The sequence below is a fragment of the Flavobacteriales bacterium genome, from assembly GCA_019694795.1.
GTDB lineage: Bacteria > Bacteroidota > Bacteroidia > Flavobacteriales_D > UBA2798 > UBA2798.
Genome location: JAIBBF010000038.1, coordinates 1 through 21107 on the forward strand (window position 1 = coordinate 1; position 21107 = coordinate 21107).

Genomic DNA, 21107 nt, shown 5'->3' on the forward strand with positions numbered 1-21107 from the left:
AAAAACATCCCGACAAATCTGCCGGGATGTTCTGAATATGGTGCAAGAAAATTTATCCTCCGAAATCGTCGAAACGAACATTTTCTTTAGGTACTCCCCAATCTTCGCACATTTTAACAACGGCTTTATTCATCATTGGAGGACCACAGAAATAAAACTCAATGTCTTCCGGTGAATCGTGTTTGGAAAGGTATTGGTCAATTACTGCCTGGTGAACGAATCCGATAAATCCATCACCATTTGGATCATTGATATCTTTTTTTGCCACCCAATTATCTTCCGGCAGAGGTTCAGATAATACGAGGAAGAATTTAAAATTCGGGAATTCTTTTTCGAGGTCACGGAAATAGTGAATATAGAATAACTCCTCACGTGAACGTCCGCCGTACCAATATGTCACTTTTCTACCTGTACGCAATGTTTTGAATAATTCATACAAGTGAGAACGCATAGGTGCCATTCCGGCTCCACCACCCACATACAGCATTTCTGCATCAGAAGGGTTGATAAAGAATTCACCATATGGACCGGAAATTATTGCTTTATCGCCTGGTTTCAGGTTAAAGATATAAGAAGATGCTACACCCGGATTTACATTCATCCAGCCATTCTTAGCACGATCCCATGGTGGAGTAGCAACACGAACGTTCAGCATAATGCGTCGTCCTTCTGCAGGATACGAAGCCATGGAATAAGCGCGTACCACTTCTTCGTTGTTTTTCATCACCAGATTCCACATTCCGAATTTATCCCAGTGCTTTTTAAATTTCATTGGTTCACCCGGGTGATCTTGTGGATGCGCAGTAATATCCATTTCTGAATACTTCACTTCGCAAGCAGGGATTTTAATTTGAATATATCCACCTGCTTTATAATTCATATCCTCTGGAATTTCAACAATAAATTCCTTGATAAAAGTAGCCACGTTATAGTTCGATACAACTTTCGCTTCCCACTCTTTAATACCAAGAATTTCTTCGTGGATATGAATTTTCATATTCTCTTTCACTTTCACCTGACATCCAAGACGCCAGTGTTGCTGAATTTCTTTACGTGAAAAGTTGGGAATCTCGGTTGGAAGAATCTCTCCGCCACCTTCGGTTACCTGGCATTTACACTGTAAACATGTTCCACCTCCACCACAAGCAGATGGCAAAAATATTTTTTCATTACCCAGTGTGTTCAACAAGGAACTACCGGCATCCACTTCAATGACTTTATCATCATTGATAACAATCTTCACTTTTCCGGATGCTACCAGCTTGGATTTAGCGTATAGCAGAAGTCCCACGAGCAGCAACGTAACTGCAACGAAAACGACTAATGTGATTATGATTACCTGTGTCATGGTAAATATGTTTAAGAATGATATTAGAATTTAATTCCCATGAAACTCATGAATGCAATACCCATAAGTCCGGTTAAAATAAAACTGATTCCTAATCCGCGTAACGGTGCAGGAACATGAGAATAACGAATACGCTCACGAATGGCAGCAAGGAGGATAATGGCAATGGCCCATCCTATTCCACTTCCAACCGCAAATGAAGTAGCGTGTAAAATGCTTGGGTATTGACGCTCCTGCATAAAGAGCGCACCACCGAGAATGGAGCAGTTTACGGCAATCAGCGGAAGGAAGATACCCAGTGCACCATACAATGCAGGAAGGAATTTTTCTACTGACATTTCCACTAATTGTACAAATGCTGCAACAACGGCAATAAAAAGAATGAAGGATAAGAAACTCAAATCAATTCCTGCTGCTTCTTTTTCTCCCAATAACCACGATAAAGCTCCTGGTTTTAGAAGGTAATTTTCGAGCAGGTAGTTCAAAGGAACAGTCATTCCCAATACGAAAATAACTGCAGCTCCTAACCCGATTGCTGTTTTAACTGACTTAGAAACGGCGAGGTATGAGCACATTCCCAAGAAGAAAGCGAAAATCATATTGTCGATGAAGATCGCCTTGATGAATATATTTAAAACTTCCATGATCTGTTTATTCTTTAAGATTAGGATTCAATGAGTTTGGTATTGCGGGCGCGTTGGATCCAAATGTAGAGTCCAACCAGCATCAATGCCATTGGAGGCAAAATGATAAAGTTGTTAAGTACATACCATCCATCAGGATTGTTTACAGAATATATCCATGATTCTGGTAACACTTGTGCTCCCCAAAGTTTTCCTGAACCAAAAAGTTCACGAACAACTCCTAAAGTCATTAATACAATACCGTATCCAAGTCCGTTTCCTAAACCATCCAACACAGAAGGCCAAGGTTTGTTTCCTAAAGCAAAAGCCTCAATACGTCCCATAATGATACAGTTGGTAATGATAAGACCAACGAATACCGAAAGTTGTTTACTTACGTCATAAACGAAAGCCTTCAGGGTTTGGTCAACAATAATTACCAACGCAGCAACAACAACCAACTGTACGATAATACGAATACGGTTAGGAACGATATTTCGCATTAAGGACATCAATACGTTTCCGAGAATGGTTACTGCTGTAACGGATGCAGCCATTACGAATGCATTTTTTACTTGAACGGTTACAGCAAGTGCAGAACAAATTCCCAATACCTGAACGGTAACCGGGTTAGAATCATTCAACGGATCTGTAATCAGTTTTCTGTTTTTCTTAGAGAAGAGCCCTTCTTTGGGAGCTTTTTTAACCTCTGTAGTACTCATATCCTCAGTTTGTAGCTGTTACGCTGTTCGACATAGATTTAAAATATACGCTGTACACACTCAGGCAACGGGTAAGCATTTCATCTACACCTTTAGATGTAAATGTCCCTCCCGAAATACCATCTACAGTATGTTCAGTTTGTGGTGTACCTGGTTTAACTACACGAATGGAAACGAAATTTCCGGTTTCGTCGTTCAGTTTTTTACCCGGGAACTGACCTTCGAAAAAGTCGGTGGTAATTTCAGCTCCAAGTCCAGGTGTTTCACTCTTGTGATCGAAAGAGGCACCTGCTACGGTATTCATATCTGCTTCTACAGATACATAGCCCCAGATACCAGCCCAAAGTCCTAATCCCCCTACCGGCATTACGAAATAGGTTTTGCTTTCTTTTTCGCAAACAAACAGCGGGTATTTACGCTCTTCCGGTTTTTTATCCTTGAATTCGGTCAACGCATTAATATCTAATGCCGCCTTAATCGGATCGCCACCCAAGGTTGCCGGATCGATAGCTTCACCTTTTGCATTGAGGATGATCGCTTCTTTTACGTGTTCATTAAATTTCGCTTCTGCTCCTTTTAAATCCGTTTTGATTTGAAGAGCAGCCAGGATATTTTGCTTTTTATCATTCAGAATGTTGGCATCCTGAAATGGTTTCAGCAATTGTGCAACCAGCACTAAAGCTGTTCCAACCACCACGCACATTACAAATGCGAAGATGATGGTATAGGCGTTACTGTCTTTATTAATAGCCATGATTACGCAGTTTTAAGTTTAGCGCGGTTAAGGCGACGTTTGATGTTGGATTGAATCACGAAGTGATCGATGGTTGGTGCCAAAACGTTAGCAAGAAGAATTGCCATCATTACCCCTTCCGGATAGGCAGGGTTAAAGACGCGAATCATAATGGAGAACATACCGGCAAGGAAACCGTAAATTATTTTTCCGGTGGCAGTTTGTGCCGCAGTTACAGGATCGGTAACCATGAACACCATACCAAACATAAATCCACCCATCATTAATTGATGCATTGGATCTACTTCCATATAAGGATTAGCACCCCAAGCGTTGAAAATGCTTTGCATTACGAAACCGCCTGCAAACATGGAAGCCATAATTCTGAATGATCCGATTCCGGTTAAGATCAAAATTACGCCACCAATTAAAATAGCTAGTGCAGAAGTTTCTCCGATAGATCCTGGTTCAATTCCAAGGAAGGTATCCTGAAGCGTAGCCACTTTCGTCATCACTGCTTCTTTTTGAGTTGGATTATCAACCAGCGTTGCTAAATGTCCGAGGTTCGTTGCTCCCGTATAGCCATCAATGAATTTTGTTTTATCGCCACTGATCCACACTTCACCGGAGGTGAACGTAGGATAAGCAAAGAACAAAAATGCACGGGCTGTAAGGGCAACGTTTACAATGTTCATACCGGTACCTCCGAATACTTCTTTCGCAAAAATAACAGCGAAAATAGTTCCAAGAGCAACCATCCAAAGCGGAACATCCGGCGGCATCACCAATGGAATTAATAATCCGGATACCAGGAATCCTTCCTGAATTTGGTGTCCTTTTGCAATACAGAATGCGAACTCAACGCCTAATCCTGCTGCATAGGAAACCACAATAATTGGTAAAACTTTAATTAAGCCATAAATAAATTTATCGCCCATGCTTGCAGTTTCGCCTAATGCCGTAAAATGCCAGTGACCCACATTCCACATTCCAAAGATCATGGCTGGAACCAAAGCAAGAATTACGGTAACCATGGTACGTTTTAAGTCGATACCATCACGAATGTGAGCACCTTTATGGGTGGTGTGGTCGGGAGTAAACAAGAAAGTAGCAAGACCATCATACACCGGGTGGAACTTATGCAGTTTTCCACCTTCCTTAAAGGATGGCTCTAACTTTCTGACAAAATTTTCTAGGAACTTCATATCCTGATCTGTCTTTATTTAAAACAATTTTTCTTATTACATGCATTCTTTACGTACGAGGTCGAGCCCATCGCGAACCAACTGCTGGGAGTTGATTTTGGAAGTACAAACGAATTCGCACAGCGCAAAATCTTCAGGGTCTACCTCATAAATACCCAGGTTTTCCATTGCTTCAAGGTCGTTCACAATAATCGCCTTTAACAATTGAACCGGATAAATATCGAATGGGAATACTTTTTCGTACTGACCTGTAACTACAAAAGCGCGTTCTTCGCCGTTGAGATTGGTATCTAAACTGAACTTTTTACCCGGCATTAACCAGGTAGGGAAAGTACGCGACAATGAAAATTTGGAGAAACCAGGACCCATCCATCCTTTGGTAAGGAAGAATTGTAATTTGTTGCCCTCTTCGATAACCGTTACCTGATTATCATAATAACCGATATTTCCTTGAGCAGCAACTTGAGTTCCAGTTAACACATTACCGGAAATGATGCGCAATTCTTTCGAATCATTCAAATTTCCTTCGGTAAGTTGTGCCATTGGAGCACCTGCTACCAAACGGTAATATTTTGGATTTTTTACTTCAGATCCGGTTAATGCAACCACTTTACTGAAATCAGCTTTACCGGTTCTGAAAAACTTACCGATAGAAACCAAATCCTGTGGATTTACATACCAAATTACATCGCCCTTGTTAATGGGATCGATATGGTGGATTTGTACACCGACATTTCCAGCCGGATGTGGACCAGATACGGTATTAATTTGAACTCCCTTGGAGTTAGAAAACACTTTGGATTGACCCAGATTTCCATTCACGTTTAAATGAACTTTTCCGGAAGTTAATTTCGCAATAGCGTCTAATCCCAATTGGAAATCTTCGCCCTGACCGTGAACGATAAAATCGTAATCTGGAGCAAGTGGTGATGTATCGAAAGAACTTACGAAAATCGATTTGGGCATGTCGGCCGGATCGGCTACACTGGTAAACGGACGCTGACGAACGAAGGCCCATAAACCAGATTGCAATAAACGATTGAGAATTTCTTCGCGACTTAATCCTTTCGGATCTCCGCTTGGAAATGACTCATATGAAGTTTCTGCATCAGCTTCGATACGAACTTCAAGAATTTTACGTTTTTCACCACGCACAACCGCCGTAACCTTACCGCTAACTGGAGAAGTAAAGCGAACTCGGTCGTTGTACTTGTTGATGAAAAGAACAGAACCTGCTTTTACAGAATCACCTTCTTTTACAACCATCTTGGGAACAAGACCATGGAAATCGGTCGGTTTAATCGCGTAAGTGCCTTTGACAGGAAGGGTAACGAGAACTTTTTCGGCCTCGCCTTTTAACCTGATATTCAGGCCCCGCTTGATTTTAATGGCTTTCGACATGGAAAGGATGTTTTTATATGGGGAGCAAAATTATCAAAATGTTGAACGAAACAAATCTTTTTGTCCATTTTTGCTGTGTAAGAAATGAGCTATTTTATGTTAACATCCAATATTCGGTCAATCCTCCTATTTTCCACCACGTTAGGAATTCTGGCTACGGCCTGTAATCCCGGAGGTCAGGCCGACCCTAACAGCGGCGTAGTGGGGACAGATCCTTATGTTGAACCGGTTAATGAGTTGATTTACAATGACCATGTGTACAAAAAATCAATTCACACTCCGATGTGCTATAAAACGGGGTTCCCCTTAAACCCACCGGTAATAGCTTTACTTTCTGATGAGAGTGTTACCATCAGTTTTGATGATTTTGATGCCAATGTGAAGGATTTGTACTATTCTATCATTCATTGCGATGCCGATTGGAATCCATCCGGGATGATGGAACAGGAATTTTTGGATGGCTTTTTTACGTATAACGTCACCAACTACAAATATTCCTTTAATACTTATCAAAATTACCTGCATTATTCATTGCAAATTCCCAATGAAAAAACAAAAATCCGTAAATCGGGGAATTACCTGGTAAAAATTTTTGCGAATAATGATCAAAACCAACTAGTCCTTACCCGCCGGTTTATGGTGTATGAAAATGGAGTTAACATTCAACACCAATACAAACGACCTCAGGATCCGGAATACAGAAGCAGTAAACAGGAAATTGATCTAACCATCAATTTCGGTGCATTAAATGTTCCGAATCCATTTTCAGATTTGAAAGTAGTAATCCAACAAAATAATCGCTGGGATAATGTAGTAAAGAACATAAAACCCATGTTTGTAAAGGATAAAGAATTGGTGTTCGATTTGGATGAACCTAATATTTTTAATGGCGGAAATGAGTTTCGTTTTTTCGATTTAAAAAGTCTCGGATACAATTCTCCCAATGTAGCAAGAGTGATTAAAGACACCATTCCGTATCATATTTTATTATTAAACGATGAACGAAGACCGTATAAAAAGTATATGACTTCATTCGACATCAACGGAAAATTTTTGGTTGGAAATGTTTTATCCAACGAACCCGAAACTGAATCGGATTATGTTTGGGTACATTTCTATTTACCCTATGATCAACCGTTGGACAGTGGTAATATTTACTTGTTTGGCGCTTTGAGTGATTGGCAAACCAAGGATGAATTTCAAATGAAATACAATTACCGAAGCAACCGATACGAACAAACCGTATTTCTTAAACAAGCATATTATAACTACGAATACGTGTTTTTGTCCGACAAATCGAAAACCGTTGATGAAACTTTAGTGGAAGGAAATCATTTTGAAACAGAAAACAACTACACTATCCTTGTGTATTTCAGGGATATGCGACAGAACTGTGATCGTTTAGTCGGGGTTCAATTCATTAATTCGAACAAGGGTTAACCTTTGCGTAATTATTCGTTGCTGGGAATAAAAGTTTTTCTATTTTGGTAGTTGAAATGGTAACTGATATTTCAGCCGGAGTTTTAGTGAGTGTACAAATGCACTATGAAGATGATTTGTCGAATCCGGCGAATCGTCACTTTATTTATTCCTACAAAATCCGACTTGAAAATAAAAATGAATTTCCCGTTCAATTGCTTCGTCGCCATTGGTACATTCAGGATTCACTCGGTTATCCGCGAGAAGTAGAAGGCGAAGGTGTGGTTGGTCAGCAACCCCATTTGTTACCTGGCGACAGTTATGAATATGAATCGGCATGTAACCTGGCCAGTGATTTTGGTTTAATGTTCGGAACCTATTTGTTTAAAAATATGGTTGACGGTACTTTATTTCAAGTACAAATTCCCAAATTTCAATTGTTCACGCCCGACCGGTTAAATTAAGTTGAAGCGAAATCTATATCCCTACATTTCTCCTGTTTTAACATGGGTTGAGCTTGTATTTATCGTATTAGTTGCCCTTTCATCGGCGAGTCCCTCCTCCTCTATTTTATTTTCAGATAATGCCATCACAACAGTTGCTTTCTCATTGGGAGCGGCTTATCTGATCTCATTGCCATTTCCTCCGTCCGACTACCTGGAAAAGGCTCGTCAAACCTTTGTTATTTCACGTTTGTTAATGATGATAAGTTGCGCATCGGTGATCTGCTATTTTTCCGGTTATAGGATTTATCCGATGTTGGTCACACTTTCTGCCACGGGATTATCCCTTTTGCCTATGAAATCAAGTACTACAGACCGACAAAAACCTCTTCGCGGGGAGATGATCCGGATTGCACTTTGGTTGTTGTTTTGTGCAGGTGAATTTGTGGTTTATTTCTCGGAATCGAATCCCTGAATTAAACGGACTTCTATCTGCTTTTCATTCAAATTCCGCCAGGCTAAATCATATATACCACGGTAATTTTCACCTGAAGGGTGCTGGAAGGAATGGGTATGAAAATGGAATTGAAATCCTCGCATGGAAAGAAACTCCAGATTCAACTCGCGGCGGGATGCGGATCCTAAAGCCTGGAATAAAATTTTTCGGTTTTGTCGCAAAATGGAATTTACATTTCTGATGTTGTCGGGATGGTCTCTTTCCCTTCGGTTGTGAAACTGACTTCTGCACTGATCGGAACAGAATTTTTTATCAATTCTACCGGCGAATGTAATTCCGCATTCTAAACAAAAACGATCATTTTTCATGAATTATTCTGGCAATATCGGGTTTAAAATAAAGTTGACTTTTCATCACTTTACCATCTTCCCGGAATATCGGTTTTCCATTTTCATCCAACTTGCTCATGTTGCTGCGTTGTATCTCGAGAAAAACCTCCTCGATTTTATGTTGCAGTCCATGACGTAAAATTGTACCGCACAAAATGTAAAGCTGATCTCCCAGTGCATCTGCAATTTCAACCAAATCTCCCTTTTTACAAGCCTCAAGGTATTCCTCATTCTCTTCGAGCATCAGACGGTGACGAAGCATAAATTCCTCTTCCTTTACAAGAAGAGTGGGATTATCGTGGTTCTTAATCAGGAAAGCATCGTGAAACTCACGGACACAATCAATGGTGTCCTGCAAAGAAAGTCGGCGGCGGTCATTCATACAAGTGAAAAATTTTCTGCAAATTAAGATTCGGCGGGATAAGAACAATGCTAAAATGGTTAACATTTTTTAACAGCGAAGGACTCCCTCTATGACGTTATAAAGGAGAAATTTGTGTTGAAAAATCTATTCTGAATATGGAAATGAATGAAAGCGGAACTCTTGGTTCGGTAAATAAAGGGTTCGACATCCGGGAGCTGAATGAAAAAATTCAGCGCGAAAGTGCTTTTGTGGATGTGCTGAGTCACGAAATGGATAAAGTGATTGTTGGCCAAAAATACATGGTGGAACGATTACTCATTGGATTGTTGTCTAACGGACATATTTTGCTTGAAGGTGTTCCGGGTCTTGCAAAAACGCTGGCCATTAAAACGCTTTCGGAATGTATCGATGCGAAATTCAGTCGCGTTCAATTCACCCCCGACTTATTACCGGCCGACTTAGTGGGGACCATGATTTACAATCAGAAAAAGGAAGAGTTTACAGTTAAAATGGGTCCCATTTTTGCCAATTTCATTCTTGCGGATGAAATTAACCGTGCTCCGGCAAAAGTTCAAAGTGCTTTGTTGGAGGCCATGCAGGAACGACAAATCACCATTGGTGAAAACACCTATAAATTACCCGAACCATTTTTAGTTCTTGCCACCCAAAATCCGGTTGAGCAAGAAGGAACGTATCCACTTCCAGAAGCGCAGGTGGATCGTTTTATGTTGAAGGTGGTTTTAAACTATCCCAAAAAAGAAGAAGAAAAACTTATTATTCGTTCCAATATCTCTCCGGAAGGTATGCCGAAACCGAATAAGGTTTTATCTCCTGAAACCATTGTATCGGCAAGAAAATTGGTGCGGGAAGTTTATATGGACGAAAAAATTGAACAGTATATCGTAGATATCATTCACGCAACACGATATCCGGGTCAATGTGGTTTATCCAAAATTGAACCACTGATTAGTTTTGGAGGTTCTCCGCGTGCGTCCATTAATCTTGCATTGGCAGCAAAAGCTTATGCCTTTATTCGCCGAAGAGGATATGTCATTCCAGAAGATGTGCGTTCTGTTTGTCACGATGTGTTGCGTCACCGTATCGGATTAAGTTTCGAAGCTGAAGCAGAAAACATCAGTGTAGAAAGCATCATCAATGAAATTCTCAATAAAGTAGAAGTTCCTTAATTCTTCACCGGGTGATGATGGATACACGTGAGTTATTAAAGAAAGTCAGAAAGATCGAAATCAAGACCAAAGGCTTGAGCGAGCAGATTTTTTCCGGCGAATACCATTCCGCATTTAAGGGACGTGGAATGGCCTTTAGTGAGGTGCGTGAATATTTGCCCGGCGATGATATCCGTGCGATTGACTGGAACGTAACAGCGCGTTTTAATCATCCCTACATTAAAGTTTTTGAAGAAGAAAGAGAATTAACCGTAATGCTTTTGATTGACCTTTCTGCGTCTTCAGAATTTGGAACCAATAAGCAATTCAAGCGCGAGCTTATTGCCGAACTATCTGCCGTTATTGCATTTTCTGCAATGAAAAACAATGATAAAATCGGAGCAATTTTATTTACAGATAAAATCGAAAAATTTATTCCGCCTAAAAAAGGGAAAAGTCACGTTTTGCGAATTGTAAGTGAAATCATTTCCACCGAACCCACGCAAAAAGGGACATCGCTCAATGTTCCCCTCACCTACCTGATTAATGCCATTAAAAAAAGGAGCATTGCCTTTCTCATTTCTGATTTTATTTCGAACGAATCCTTCTATGACGTACTAAAAATTGCCTCCAGAAAACATGATTTGGTGGCACTTGAAATAGCCGACCAGCGGGAAAAATCTATTCCTAATCTGGGGCTGATTCAAATACGCGATAATGAATCAGGAAAAGTAAGATGGATTCATACAGGAATTCCTTCCGTTCGCAGGTCCTTTGCTAAAAAAGCAAGTGAACAATCAAAAATGGTTATGCAACAATTGCAAAAATCCGGAGTGGATCATGTGCAAATTCTAACCGGTGAAAATTATGTAAAACCTTTAATGAATTTATTCAAGAAAAGAAACCGATGAAAGTGAATTCCACCATATTACTTTTTATCGCTCTGTTTTCTTTCATTAGAATGAACAGCAACGCGCAGGAATTGCAGGCTTCGTTTGACAAAAAGAATATTTTAATTGGTGAACATATCAACCTGGTTTTAAAAATTAAGGATTGTCCACCAAAGGCCACTATTATCTGGCCCCAATACACGGATACGTTAAGCACATCTCACCTGGAGATGGTTCAGGTTCATCCACAGCCGGAGAACTCCATTGAGCAACATTACACCGTAACATCTTTCGATAGCGGATATCATGCCGTTCCGCCTTTTTTTGCAGTGGTAAATGGCGACTCCCTATTCTCCAATGCTCTGTTGCTGGAAGTCCACACTGTAGAGGCAGATACTACCGGATCAATACGTGACATCAAGGATATTTACAGTGAAGCCTATAGCTGGAAAGATTTCTTTTTAGACATCTGGTATTGGATGGTGGATCACTGGTACATTGTAATTCCTGCCTTATTGCTTATTGGATTTTTGATTTATTATTTGGTTAGGCGTTCAAAAAAATCGGAGCTTCCTCCACCTGCTCCAATCATACCAGCCCATATTGAAGCATTAGAAAAGCTGAAGGATATTGAAGCCAAACAATTGTGGCAAAATCAACTTACCAAAGAATATTATATCGCCATTTCGGAAACCATTCGCTATTATATTGAGCGGAGATTTGAAGTCCCTGCCCTTGAACAAACCACCGATGAGGTCATTCACTTCCTCCGGATCATGGACTTGAATGAGGAAGCACGCAGGCATTTGGTCTATGTACTAAAGTTGGCCGACCTTGTTAAGTTCGCGAAGGAAAATCCAGCTCCATTTGAGAATGAAAATGTAATGAAGCGCGCCAACGAATTTATTACACTCACTAGTATTAAACCCAAATCCAACCAACAAGAAAATACTGAATCATGAAAGATGAAAAATGGTTAGATTTTCATTGGTTCAGCTATTCATTTGCTGAAAAGGAATACCTATGGCTTCTTCTTATTATTCCAGTTTTGATAGCCTGGAAATGGTATCAGCATAAGAAGTCTTCCGTTGTTTTAAATTTCTCCTCTACCCAATCTTTTTCAGATACAAGCACTTTTTGGAATTGGATTCCTCCAATTTTATACGGCATTAAAATGGCGGGACTCGCACTTTTAATCATCGCCTTTGCTCGTCCGCAAATGAACGACGATGAAGTCATACGGAAACAAACCAGTGAAGGAATTGATATTGTAATGGCCATTGATATATCAGGTAGTATGCTGGCAGAAGATTTTAAGCCCAATCGACTGGAAGTTGCAAAAGAGGTGGCGATTGACTTTATAAAAAAACGTCCGAACGATCGTATTGGCTTAGTGGTTTACGAGGGACAGGCATTCACGCAATGTCCATTAACAACCGACCATTCTGTGCTTATTCGTTTGTTTAACGATGTAGAAACAGGAATGATTCAGGATGGTACGGCCATTGGGATGGGACTGGCAACTGCTGTGAACCGACTGGCGGAAAGCGATGGAAAAAGTAAAGTGGTTATTTTACTCACTGATGGAGTAAATAATCAGGGAAATATTGATCCTCTAACCGCTGCAGAAATAGCCAAAGAATACAATGTAAGAGTATATACCATTGGTGTAGGAAAAAACGGAATGGCCCCTTTTCCGATGGTGGATATGTTTGGAAGAAAAACCACCACCATGATGGAAGTAAAAATCGACGAAGAGGTGATGAAGTCGATTGCCGAAATGACCGATGGAAAATATTTCCGTGCAGAGAATAAAAAGAAGCTGGAGGATATCTATAAGGAAATTGACCAAATGGAGAAAACAAAAATAAGAGTGACGGAATTTAAAATGGATCCACCTGAAATGTTCCATTCCTTTGTTTTTGTTGGACTCCTTTTAATTGCTGCAGAATATCTAATTCGACGTTTAATATTATCTGCCCCCAATGAATAAAAGTTCTACATATTCATTGAATCTCATTTTAATTCTCACCCTGGTGGGAGAATTAGTTTTTTGGGTAACCGGATTAAGTATTTGGCTTTACCTTAAGGAAAACGTTGCGGAATTTAGAATGGAACATGAATGGATACTCAAATATCTATTTTTGCTTCCGGTTTTTTCTGCACTTTATGTACTTATTACTCTTCGTGAAAATAAACGCTGGAAACAATTTGGTGATGCTACTTCAACCCGATTACTAACTCCCATTTCCAGCTTTAAAAATTTTATCCGCTTCTATTTATTCCGCTTGGCATTGGGAATGATGATCATTGCTCTTGGTAATCCGCAATATGGCTTAAACAAAAAAGAAGCTATTTCGGAAGGGATTGATATTATGATCGGACTTGATGTATCCAATTCCATGCTGGCAGAAGACATGACCGGTAATTTGAGTCGACTTAAAATTGCTAAACTGTCGATTGAAAAACTCATGAGCAAACTACATGGCGACAGAATCGGTCTTGTTGTTTTTGCCGGATCCGCCTATACGCAACTTCCCATTACTACGGATTATTCTGCTGCCAAACTTTTTCTTTCGGGCGTTTCTACGAATATGATGTCCTCCCAGGGTACTGCCATTGGAAGCGCCATTGATACCTGTTTACGTGCATTTAATTACGAGGAAGAAAGTACCAAAGCGATTATTATTATTTCGGATGGTGAAAATCATGAAGATGATGCATTATTGGCAGCCCAGGCAGCAAAAGAAAAAGGCGTTTTGGTAAATACCATTGGTGTAGGATCTGAAAATGGAGGACCAATTCCTGAATTTAAAAACGGGGTAAAAGCTGGAGTTAAGAGGGATCAGGAAGGAAATACCGTCATTACCAAAATGAATGAATCGATGATGAAGGAAATAGCAGAAGCAGGTGGTGGTCACTACGTAAGAGCAAGCGGCAGTGATCTTGGACTTGAATCCCTCATCCGCGAATTAAACACACTTGAAAAAACGGAATACGGTACAGAAATTTATGCTGACTATGAAGACCAATTTCAGGTTTTTGTAGGTATTGCAATGTTGCTACTAATTATCCAACAATTGATCAGTGAAAAGAAATCGGCATGGCTGGAAAAATTGATATCAGGAAAATAATGCTCCTTTTGGTCGTTGTGTTTTCGTATCTACATGTAGATGCGCAGGATAAAGATTACCTCTATAGAAAATATTTAAGAGAGGCCAATGAGTTATATAAAAAGGGAGATTATCCTGCTGCAAATAAATCGTATCAGAAAGCAATTGAGTTGATGCCGGATAATGCAAAAAGTAATTTCAACCTGGGTAATTCATTTTATCGCCAGGGTGATTATGAAAATGCAGCTTCCTTGTTTGAAGGTGCCATATCTAAAATTCAGGATCCCATTGAAAAAGCAAAAGCCTTCCATAACCTTGGAAATGTTCATATGCAATCTCAAAAATACCAGGAAGCCATTCAAGCCTACAAACAAGCTTTGAAAAATAATCCGAACGATGAAGACACCCGTTATAATCTGGCCTATGCGCAGAAGAAATTAAAACAACAACAAAACAACCAGAACAAGGATAATAAAGACAATAAGGATAACAAGGATAACAAAGACAATAAAGACAACAAGGATAACAAGGATAACAAGGATAACAAGGACAACAAGGATAACAAGGATAACAAGGATAATAAGGACAATAAGGATAACAAGGATAACAAGGATAACAAGGATAATAAGGACAATAAGGATAACAAGGACAATAAAGACAACAAGGATAAAAAAGATGGAGAGGGCAAACCTCGTCCCAATCAACTTAGCAAGGAACAAGCAAAGAAGATATTGGAAGCTTTAAATGGCAACGAGAAAAAACTTCAGGATAAACTGAATAAAAACAAAGAAAAAGGAATTGTAACCGGTATAACAAAAGATTGGTAATATGAATCGAGTGCTGCTTTTCCTCTTGTTGATTACAAAAATGGTTGCGGTGAATGGCCAGGACGTGCAATTCTATGTTAAAACCGCAAAAACCAATTATTCCATCGATGAAAACATTCAACTTCAATTTATTTCCAATTCCGATGGACGAATTTCTTTTCCTGACCTTTCCTCTTTTAAAATAATCGCTGGTCCAAACCGAGGAAGCTTTTCCTCCTATTCCAACATCAATGGGGTCGTTTCACAAAGCACTACCTATACCTGGACCTACTTTTTACTTCCTACCAAAGAAGGAGAATTCACAATTGGCTCGGCTAAAATTGTTATTGGAGGTAAAGAATACAAATCCGATCCGATTAAACTTAAAATAGGAAAAGCCAAAGACCCGGGATTTTATCAGGAAACAGGCCGGAAAAATATTTTTACTTCACTTCGTGTGAGTCGAAATAAAGTCTACGAAGGAGAACATGTTGTAGTCAGTTACACCATCTCAAACCGCCTATTGCGTGCTTCCATCGAGGATTATGAATTTCCGAATCAAACCGGGTGCTGGATGCAAAATATAGAGCCGGGTCAACAAGGATGGCCTAGCTATGCAGAGAATACCGACGGACTCGACTACCAGGTGACCATTTTCAAAAAAGAAATTCTGTATCCGAATTCATTCGGCACGTTAAAACTGAAACCCTATAAAATGAAAATATTAGGGCAAGATCGTTTTACCACCCAACGATTCGAACTAACCAGCAATGCTTCCAATATAGAAGTAATGCCTCTGCCTGCAGGTAAACCGGAAGGATTTGAAGGTGCTGTTGGAAATTTTAAAATGGATGTTCAGGTAAATAAATCTGAATTAAAAACCAACGACGGATTAGATATTACCATAAAAATTTCCGGTAACGGTAACTTCATGTTCATTGATAATATCCCATTAAACCTCCCTGATGGATTTGAAAATTATGAACCCGAAATCAAAGAAAAAATAAGTTATTCAGAGAGTGGAACTTCAGGTAGTAAAGAATTTAAATACCTTACCATTCCAAGAAAAAAAGGAAAATATACCATCGGACCAATCCGCTTTTCCTATTTCGATCCATCAGATAATAAATACCATACTTTAAATTCGGAAACCTTCTCTGTAAACGTATTACCCGGCGAAGGAAATCAAAATGAACCGATGCTAGATCAGAATTCGGCTGTAGAAATTCTGGATACGGATATCCGTCACTATCCTTCCTATTCCGGCGATACCTTTTCGAAAGATGATATTATATTCGGATCCATTTCATTTTATGGTTTGACATTCCTTGGTCCACTTGCTTTTTTTGTACTGATTTTCGTTCGCAAGAAATCGCAAAAAAGTGAAGAAGAAATTGCTGCCGGTAAAATGAAAAAGGCCAGCAAGTTTGCATCGCAGCAATTGAAGGAAGCGCGTAAAAAGTTAGATGAGAAAAATGTTTCCCAATTCTATGAAGAAACCTGGAAAGCATTAAATGGCTATTTATCCAATAAACTTCAACTTGAAGTATCTGGCATGAGCCGTGAAAACATACGTAAATCACTTTCGGAACGACAAGCCGGTGAATTGTACACCGAAGAATTTATACAATTACTGGAGAGCTGTGAAATGGCCCGGTTTGGAATGCTGGTTTCCGGAAAGGAATTCGAAATTTATGAGCGCGCTCTTTCACTGATTGATCACCTTGAAAATGCTATAAAATGAAAAATCTGATTTTATTCCTTCTATTCATTGCCGGAATACCTTCAATTGGATTTTCCTCGGCAGATGATTTATACAAACAACAAAAATACGATTCTGCACTGGTGGCTTTTCAGGCTGAACTCGGGGCTGACAACTACTCTTCGGATTTGTTTTTTGCCATTGGCAATTGCTATTACCGATTGGGCGACCGGGTACATGCTATTTTATACTACGAAAAAGCGCTAAAACTTGATCCGGATAATGAAGACCTGAAAGCGAATATTGCATTTGTAAAACGTGGATTTAAGGATAAAGTCAACACCGACCGTTCCGGAATCTCCGGCTGGTATTTCACGTTGGTGAACAGTAAAGGCATCAATTATTGGTCATGGTTACTTATTATCTGCATCAATTTTGGTTTCCTTTCCCTAATCGTACACCGCATCGTATCAGATGCTAAAATCAGGTCACTTTCATTCGGAATGGGTATTGTTTCCATTGCTATCGGAATTCTTTGTATTTTTCCTGCCTCCTTTCGTGCTTCTTCCATTTTGGAATCCAACCAGGCCATTGTTCTGGAAAACAATCTGGATGTGAAAAGTGAGCCTTCTGACAACGCAAATACGGTTTTCAGAATCTCCGAAGGAGCAAAAGTGAATTTGCGTTCTGAGAATGAAGAATGGGTTGAGATTTCAATCGATGATGCCAATATCGGATGGATAAAAAAAGAAAATCTGGAAAAAATCTAAGGACTGGTCGTCCCAAAATTGCCATTCTTGGAACGGGTAATCTGGCTACGCAATTAGGAAAAGTAGTATCGAAAAATGGTCAGCTTTCCGGTATTTGGGGTAGAAATCCTGCAAAAACAAAAAAGCTCGCTTCATTATTAAAATGTCCTGTAATTTCATCACCCGGTGATATAAGCAAGGATACCACTCTGGTAATTATTGCGGTAAAAGACGACGCCATTACAGAGGTCTCCAATCAAATTATTGCACCTGATGTATTGGTCGTTCATACTTCCGGAACCGGTTCGATGGAATTAATCGTACAACAACGAAAAGGAGTTTTGTATCCTTTGCAAACCTTTTCTTCAGATCGGATACCGCAATGGAAAAAAATTCCACTGTTAATTGAATGCAGTCAGAAAAAAGATCTGGCTACACTAAAAAAAATTGCATTGTCCATTTCGCCAACCGTAAAAGCAATTCATTCCGAAGAACGCATGAAAATTCACCTTGCAGCGGTTATGGCTTGTAATTTTTCTAATCACTTTATGGCACTTGCGCAGGAGTTTTTGAAAAAAAATAAATTATCTCCCTTGCTCCTCTCTCCGCTCATTGAGGAAACAGCACTAAAAGCAGCCGATGGTAAAGCAGCGAAACATCAAACCGGACCTGCACGACGAAACGATCTGAGCACGATAAAAAAACATCTTGCTTTATTGAAACACGATAAACAAATGCTTAAACTCTATAAAGAATTAAGTTTATCCATTCAACACTTCTACTCGACCTGATATGAATTATTGGCTAATAAAATCGGAACCCGATGTTTTTTCGTGGGATGATCTCCTCAAAAAGAAAACAGCAACCTGGGATGGTGTAAGAAACTACCAGGCCAGAAATAATTTAAAAGCAATGAAAAAGGGTGATAAAGCTTTATTTTATCATTCCAACATCGGTAAAGAAGTTGTTGGCATAGCAAGCATTACCCGCGAATTTTTTCCGGATCCGACCATCGACGACGATCGTTGGGTTGCCGTGGAAGTAGCACCTGATAAGGCCTTTAAAAAAGGAGTTAGCCTGGAAACGATCAAAAATACGGCTGAATTGGCCGGATTGCCCTTAATAACCCATTCCCGACTAAGTGTAATGCCTGTAAGTGCTGAGCATTTCAAGCTTTTGAAGAAGCTGGGCGGGGTCTGACTTTTTTCTTTTCACCGAAATATTATTTTTGCAATAAAATTGATTGACTATGGGACGCGCGTTTGAATACCGTAAAGCCAGAAAATTTGCTCGCTGGAATGCGATGTCGAAAACCTTTACCAAAATCGGTAAAGAGATCCAGATGGCCGTTAAAGCCGGCGGACCTGATCCGAATGTAAATGGACGTCTGCGGGCCATTATGCAAAATGCCCGTTCTGCCAATATGCCAAAGGCTAATGTTGAATCGGCCATTAAAAAAGCGACGGATAAGGACTCCTCGAATTTTGATGAGGTGAACTACGAAGGATATGGTCCCAACGGTGTTGCCATTTTTATTGAAACAGCTACCGATAACACCACCCGTACCGTTGCCAATATGCGCTCTATTTTTAACAAAGCTGGAGGTACCTTAGGTACACAGGGTTCGCTGGATTTCGTATTTGAACGTAAGGCCAACTTTACAGTAAAAAACAACGGTTTAAATGTTGAAGAACTGGAGCTGGATTTGATTGATGCAGGTTTGGAAGAAATTGAGGGCGACAGCGAAGAGATTTTTATTGTAACCAAGTTTGCCGATTTCGGCTCGATGCAAAAAGCACTGGAAGCAAAAGGTCTCGAAATTTTAAGTGCAGAAAAAGTACGCTCCCCATTAAGCACAGTAGAGGTCACCGAAGAACAAAGAGAACAAATTGAAAAATTAGTGGAGAAATTTGAAGATGACGATGACGTACAGCAAGTGTTTACCAATATGGCTTAACATCAACTAAATGCTTAGTTATAAAGCTCCCATCGCGGAGCTTTTATTTTTTATTGCCGCCCTCTACGGCTAATGAGTCGGACATTAACGCTGATCCGAATGATCCTCCATCAGCTAAATCCAGTAATTCTTCGATACCCAAAAAGCGATTGCGCTTCATATTATCGGTTAAAATGATGGTTTGATCCAACGTAATATTCCGAATGAAATATGACCTGAAACCTTTCCACCAACCGGTATGATAAACCACTTCGTATCCCGCAAATGAAGTTTTTAAACGCCAGCCTAATCCATAATCATCTTTTCCATTTTCACCGCGATCCGGATTATGCGAACGAAATGCTTCTTTCCAGGTGGCTGGTTTTAATAGTTTGCCTTTGTGAATGGCTCGATCAAATAAAAATAAATCTTCTACGGTGGAATACATCCCTTTATCGCCCACTACTCCATTTTGATACGTGTCCTCAATTTTCCGGTCTTTCCAGTCATATCCTTCCAAACGATCCTGAATTTCCACTCCAGCACAGCGATCGTATATGGCAGAATGCGTCATACCAAGTGGATCAAAAATTTCTTTTTTCATAAATGAAGAAAAAGATTCACCACTCACTTTTTCTACAATGCTCGCCAATAACATGTAACCTGTGTTGGAATAATCGAACTTTTCGTTGGGACGATAATAGGGTTTAGGCTGATTCCGGTATAACATCATTAGCACACTGTCGTTAGAAACCGGCTTGCTTTTATCCGACCAGTATTCATCCGCAAAATAATTGTAGTTGGAGAGTCCACCACGGTGACAAAGCAACATGCGCACGGTTATTCCGTGATAAGGAAAACTATCGAGATAAACCTGAATACTGTCGTCGAGATGAATTTTACCCCGGTCTGCCAATAACAATACTGCTGCAGAAGTAAAAGGTTTACTAACGGAAGCCAATTGAAAACGATGATGCAATTGCAAACTGTCTTTTTCGTCGGGACTTGTAAATCCGTAAGATTTTTTGAGAACGACATGACCTTTATCGGCAATCAATACTGAACCGTTGAATTCTTTTCTGTTTAATTTACCAATGAAAAAGGTATCAATCTGTTCACGAAGTGGTGCATACAAGGAATCGAAATAGGCCGTGCTATCAATGGAATTGGTTTGTTTTGATGTTGCACCTTCACCCGTGTGATGTTCACTACAGGAAGAAAATAAAACAAGAACAATAAAAAACGAAATGAAAAATCTCATCCTCCAATTTGTTTTACCTTATATCCTTCTTTTTTTAAAATCTCCATAATCTTCACGCGGTGATCTCCCTGAATTAGAATTTCGCCATCTTTCACACTACCTCCTACCCCACATTTCGATTTCAACAATTTGCCCAGCGCCTCAAGATCATCATTGGTACCGATAAAACCGGTGATCAGAGTAACTGCTTTACCCGCCCTTTGTTTTTTATCCAATTGAACCCGTAAATCCTGAGCAGAAGGAGCCAGCGTTTCCTGTTCCTGAGATGATTCAAATTCATAATTAAAATTGGGATTGGTAGAATACACTACGTTCACCCTATCCTTCTTATTCTTACTCATCGTGCAAAATTTTATATAAAAATCAGCAAAAAGGATATT

The 21107-nt window shown here is 39.8% G+C and carries 24 protein-coding genes; 14 read left to right on the plus strand and 10 right to left on the minus strand.

Annotated elements, in window-relative coordinates; genetic code table 11:
* Positions 1–52 precede the first annotated feature (52 nt).
* The 6 genes from nqrF to K1X56_10985 are packed head-to-tail and all read right to left on the minus strand — an operon-like array spanning position 53 to position 6032.
* Complete coding sequence (nqrF, locus tag K1X56_10960) at positions 53–1348, minus strand: NADH:ubiquinone reductase (Na(+)-transporting) subunit F (protein ID MBX7095236.1); 1296 nt, start codon at positions 1346–1348, stop codon at positions 53–55.
* A gap of 23 nt (positions 1349–1371) precedes the next feature.
* Entirely contained in the window at positions 1372–1992 is a 621-nt protein-coding gene (gene nqrE, locus K1X56_10965; GenBank protein MBX7095237.1) for an NADH:ubiquinone reductase (Na(+)-transporting) subunit E, read from the minus strand.
* A gap of 20 nt (positions 1993–2012) precedes the next feature.
* Positions 2013–2693, minus strand: coding sequence for an NADH:ubiquinone reductase (Na(+)-transporting) subunit D (locus K1X56_10970; protein MBX7095238.1), 681 nt, complete (start codon positions 2691–2693; stop codon positions 2013–2015).
* Between the two features lie 4 nt (positions 2694–2697).
* Positions 2698–3441, minus strand: coding sequence for an NADH:ubiquinone reductase (Na(+)-transporting) subunit C (nqrC, locus tag K1X56_10975; protein ID MBX7095239.1), 744 nt, complete (start codon positions 3439–3441; stop codon positions 2698–2700).
* An 8-nt stretch (positions 3442–3449) separates the two neighbouring features.
* Positions 3450–4631 carry an NADH:ubiquinone reductase (Na(+)-transporting) subunit B gene (locus K1X56_10980; GenBank protein MBX7095240.1) on the minus strand — a complete coding sequence of 394 codons (1182 nt, stop codon included), beginning with the start codon at positions 4629–4631 and terminating at the stop codon, positions 3450–3452.
* 36 nt (positions 4632–4667) lie between these two features.
* Positions 4668–6032 carry a Na(+)-translocating NADH-quinone reductase subunit A gene (locus K1X56_10985; protein ID MBX7095241.1) on the minus strand — a complete coding sequence of 455 codons (1365 nt, stop codon included), beginning with the start codon at positions 6030–6032 and terminating at the stop codon, positions 4668–4670.
* An 84-nt stretch (positions 6033–6116) separates the two neighbouring features.
* On the opposite strand from K1X56_10985, the gene K1X56_10990 reads away from it, so the two are divergent.
* From K1X56_10990 to K1X56_11000, 3 genes are read left to right on the plus strand one after another with little or no spacing between them, the layout of a single operon-like run.
* Positions 6117–7472, plus strand: a complete 1356-nt coding sequence (locus K1X56_10990; protein ID MBX7095242.1) for a DUF5103 domain-containing protein — start codon at positions 6117–6119, stop codon at positions 7470–7472.
* Between the two features lie 56 nt (positions 7473–7528).
* Complete coding sequence (gene apaG, locus K1X56_10995) at positions 7529–7915, plus strand: Co2+/Mg2+ efflux protein ApaG (GenBank protein MBX7095243.1); 387 nt, start codon at positions 7529–7531, stop codon at positions 7913–7915.
* A 1-nt stretch (position 7916) separates the two neighbouring features.
* Entirely contained in the window at positions 7917–8369 is a 453-nt protein-coding gene (locus K1X56_11000) for a hypothetical protein (protein ID MBX7095244.1), read from the plus strand.
* Here K1X56_11000 and K1X56_11005 read toward each other — a convergent pair.
* On the minus strand, positions 8345–8719 hold the full coding sequence (locus K1X56_11005; GenBank protein MBX7095245.1) for a hypothetical protein: 375 nt from the start codon (positions 8717–8719) through the stop codon (positions 8345–8347). The two genes, K1X56_11000 and K1X56_11005, sit on opposite strands and share 25 nt — an antisense overlap.
* The gene (locus K1X56_11010) at positions 8709–9098 is read right to left on the minus strand and encodes a nucleoside triphosphate pyrophosphohydrolase family protein (GenBank protein MBX7095246.1); all 390 of its coding nucleotides are present in this window, start codon (positions 9096–9098) and stop codon (positions 8709–8711) included. Before K1X56_11010 ends, K1X56_11005 begins: the two co-directional genes overlap by 11 nt.
* Before the next feature lie 161 nt (positions 9099–9259).
* On the opposite strand from K1X56_11010, the gene K1X56_11015 reads away from it, so the two are divergent.
* From K1X56_11015 to K1X56_11065, 11 genes are read left to right on the plus strand one after another with little or no spacing between them, the layout of a single operon-like run.
* Entirely contained in the window at positions 9260–10291 is a 1032-nt protein-coding gene (locus tag K1X56_11015) for a MoxR family ATPase (protein ID MBX7095247.1), read from the plus strand.
* Between the two features lie 17 nt (positions 10292–10308).
* Positions 10309–11181 carry a DUF58 domain-containing protein gene (locus K1X56_11020; GenBank protein ID MBX7095248.1) on the plus strand — a complete coding sequence of 291 codons (873 nt, stop codon included), beginning with the start codon at positions 10309–10311 and terminating at the stop codon, positions 11179–11181.
* A 50-nt stretch (positions 11182–11231) separates the two neighbouring features.
* Positions 11232–12122, plus strand: coding sequence for a hypothetical protein (locus tag K1X56_11025; GenBank protein ID MBX7095249.1), 891 nt, complete (start codon positions 11232–11234; stop codon positions 12120–12122).
* Positions 12119–13153: a VWA domain-containing protein gene (locus K1X56_11030; GenBank protein ID MBX7095250.1), complete on the plus strand. Its 1035-nt coding sequence runs from the start codon at positions 12119–12121 to the stop codon at positions 13151–13153. Before K1X56_11025 ends, K1X56_11030 begins: the two co-directional genes overlap by 4 nt.
* Entirely contained in the window at positions 13146–14294 is a 1149-nt protein-coding gene (locus K1X56_11035; GenBank protein ID MBX7095251.1) for a VWA domain-containing protein, read from the plus strand. The genes K1X56_11030 and K1X56_11035 overlap by 8 nt, the downstream gene beginning before the upstream one ends.
* Positions 14264–15100 (plus strand): tetratricopeptide repeat protein, encoded by an 837-nt coding sequence (locus K1X56_11040; protein ID MBX7095252.1) that lies wholly within the window; start codon positions 14264–14266, stop codon positions 15098–15100. Before K1X56_11035 ends, K1X56_11040 begins: the two co-directional genes overlap by 31 nt.
* Before the next feature lies 1 nt (position 15101).
* Positions 15102–16823 carry a BatD family protein gene (locus K1X56_11045; GenBank protein ID MBX7095253.1) on the plus strand — a complete coding sequence of 574 codons (1722 nt, stop codon included), beginning with the start codon at positions 15102–15104 and terminating at the stop codon, positions 16821–16823.
* The gene (locus K1X56_11050) at positions 16820–17551 is read left to right on the plus strand and encodes a tetratricopeptide repeat protein (GenBank protein MBX7095254.1); all 732 of its coding nucleotides are present in this window, start codon (positions 16820–16822) and stop codon (positions 17549–17551) included. The genes K1X56_11045 and K1X56_11050 overlap by 4 nt, the downstream gene beginning before the upstream one ends.
* Positions 17518–18321, plus strand: coding sequence for a DUF2520 domain-containing protein (locus tag K1X56_11055; GenBank protein ID MBX7095255.1), 804 nt, complete (start codon positions 17518–17520; stop codon positions 18319–18321). Before K1X56_11050 ends, K1X56_11055 begins: the two co-directional genes overlap by 34 nt.
* A 1-nt stretch (position 18322) precedes the next feature.
* Positions 18323–18730, plus strand: coding sequence for an EVE domain-containing protein (locus K1X56_11060; GenBank protein MBX7095256.1), 408 nt, complete (start codon positions 18323–18325; stop codon positions 18728–18730).
* Positions 18731–18779: 49 nt separating this feature from the next.
* Entirely contained in the window at positions 18780–19487 is a 708-nt protein-coding gene (locus K1X56_11065; GenBank protein ID MBX7095257.1) for a YebC/PmpR family DNA-binding transcriptional regulator, read from the plus strand.
* Between the two features lie 43 nt (positions 19488–19530).
* On the opposite strand, the gene K1X56_11070 is transcribed toward K1X56_11065, so the two are convergent.
* Positions 19531–20727 carry a beta-lactamase family protein gene (locus tag K1X56_11070; GenBank protein ID MBX7095258.1) on the minus strand — a complete coding sequence of 399 codons (1197 nt, stop codon included), beginning with the start codon at positions 20725–20727 and terminating at the stop codon, positions 19531–19533.
* Positions 20724–21068, minus strand: a complete 345-nt coding sequence (locus tag K1X56_11075) for a translation initiation factor (GenBank protein MBX7095259.1) — start codon at positions 21066–21068, stop codon at positions 20724–20726. The genes K1X56_11070 and K1X56_11075 overlap by 4 nt, the downstream gene beginning before the upstream one ends.
* Positions 21069–21107: the final 39 nt, after the last annotated feature.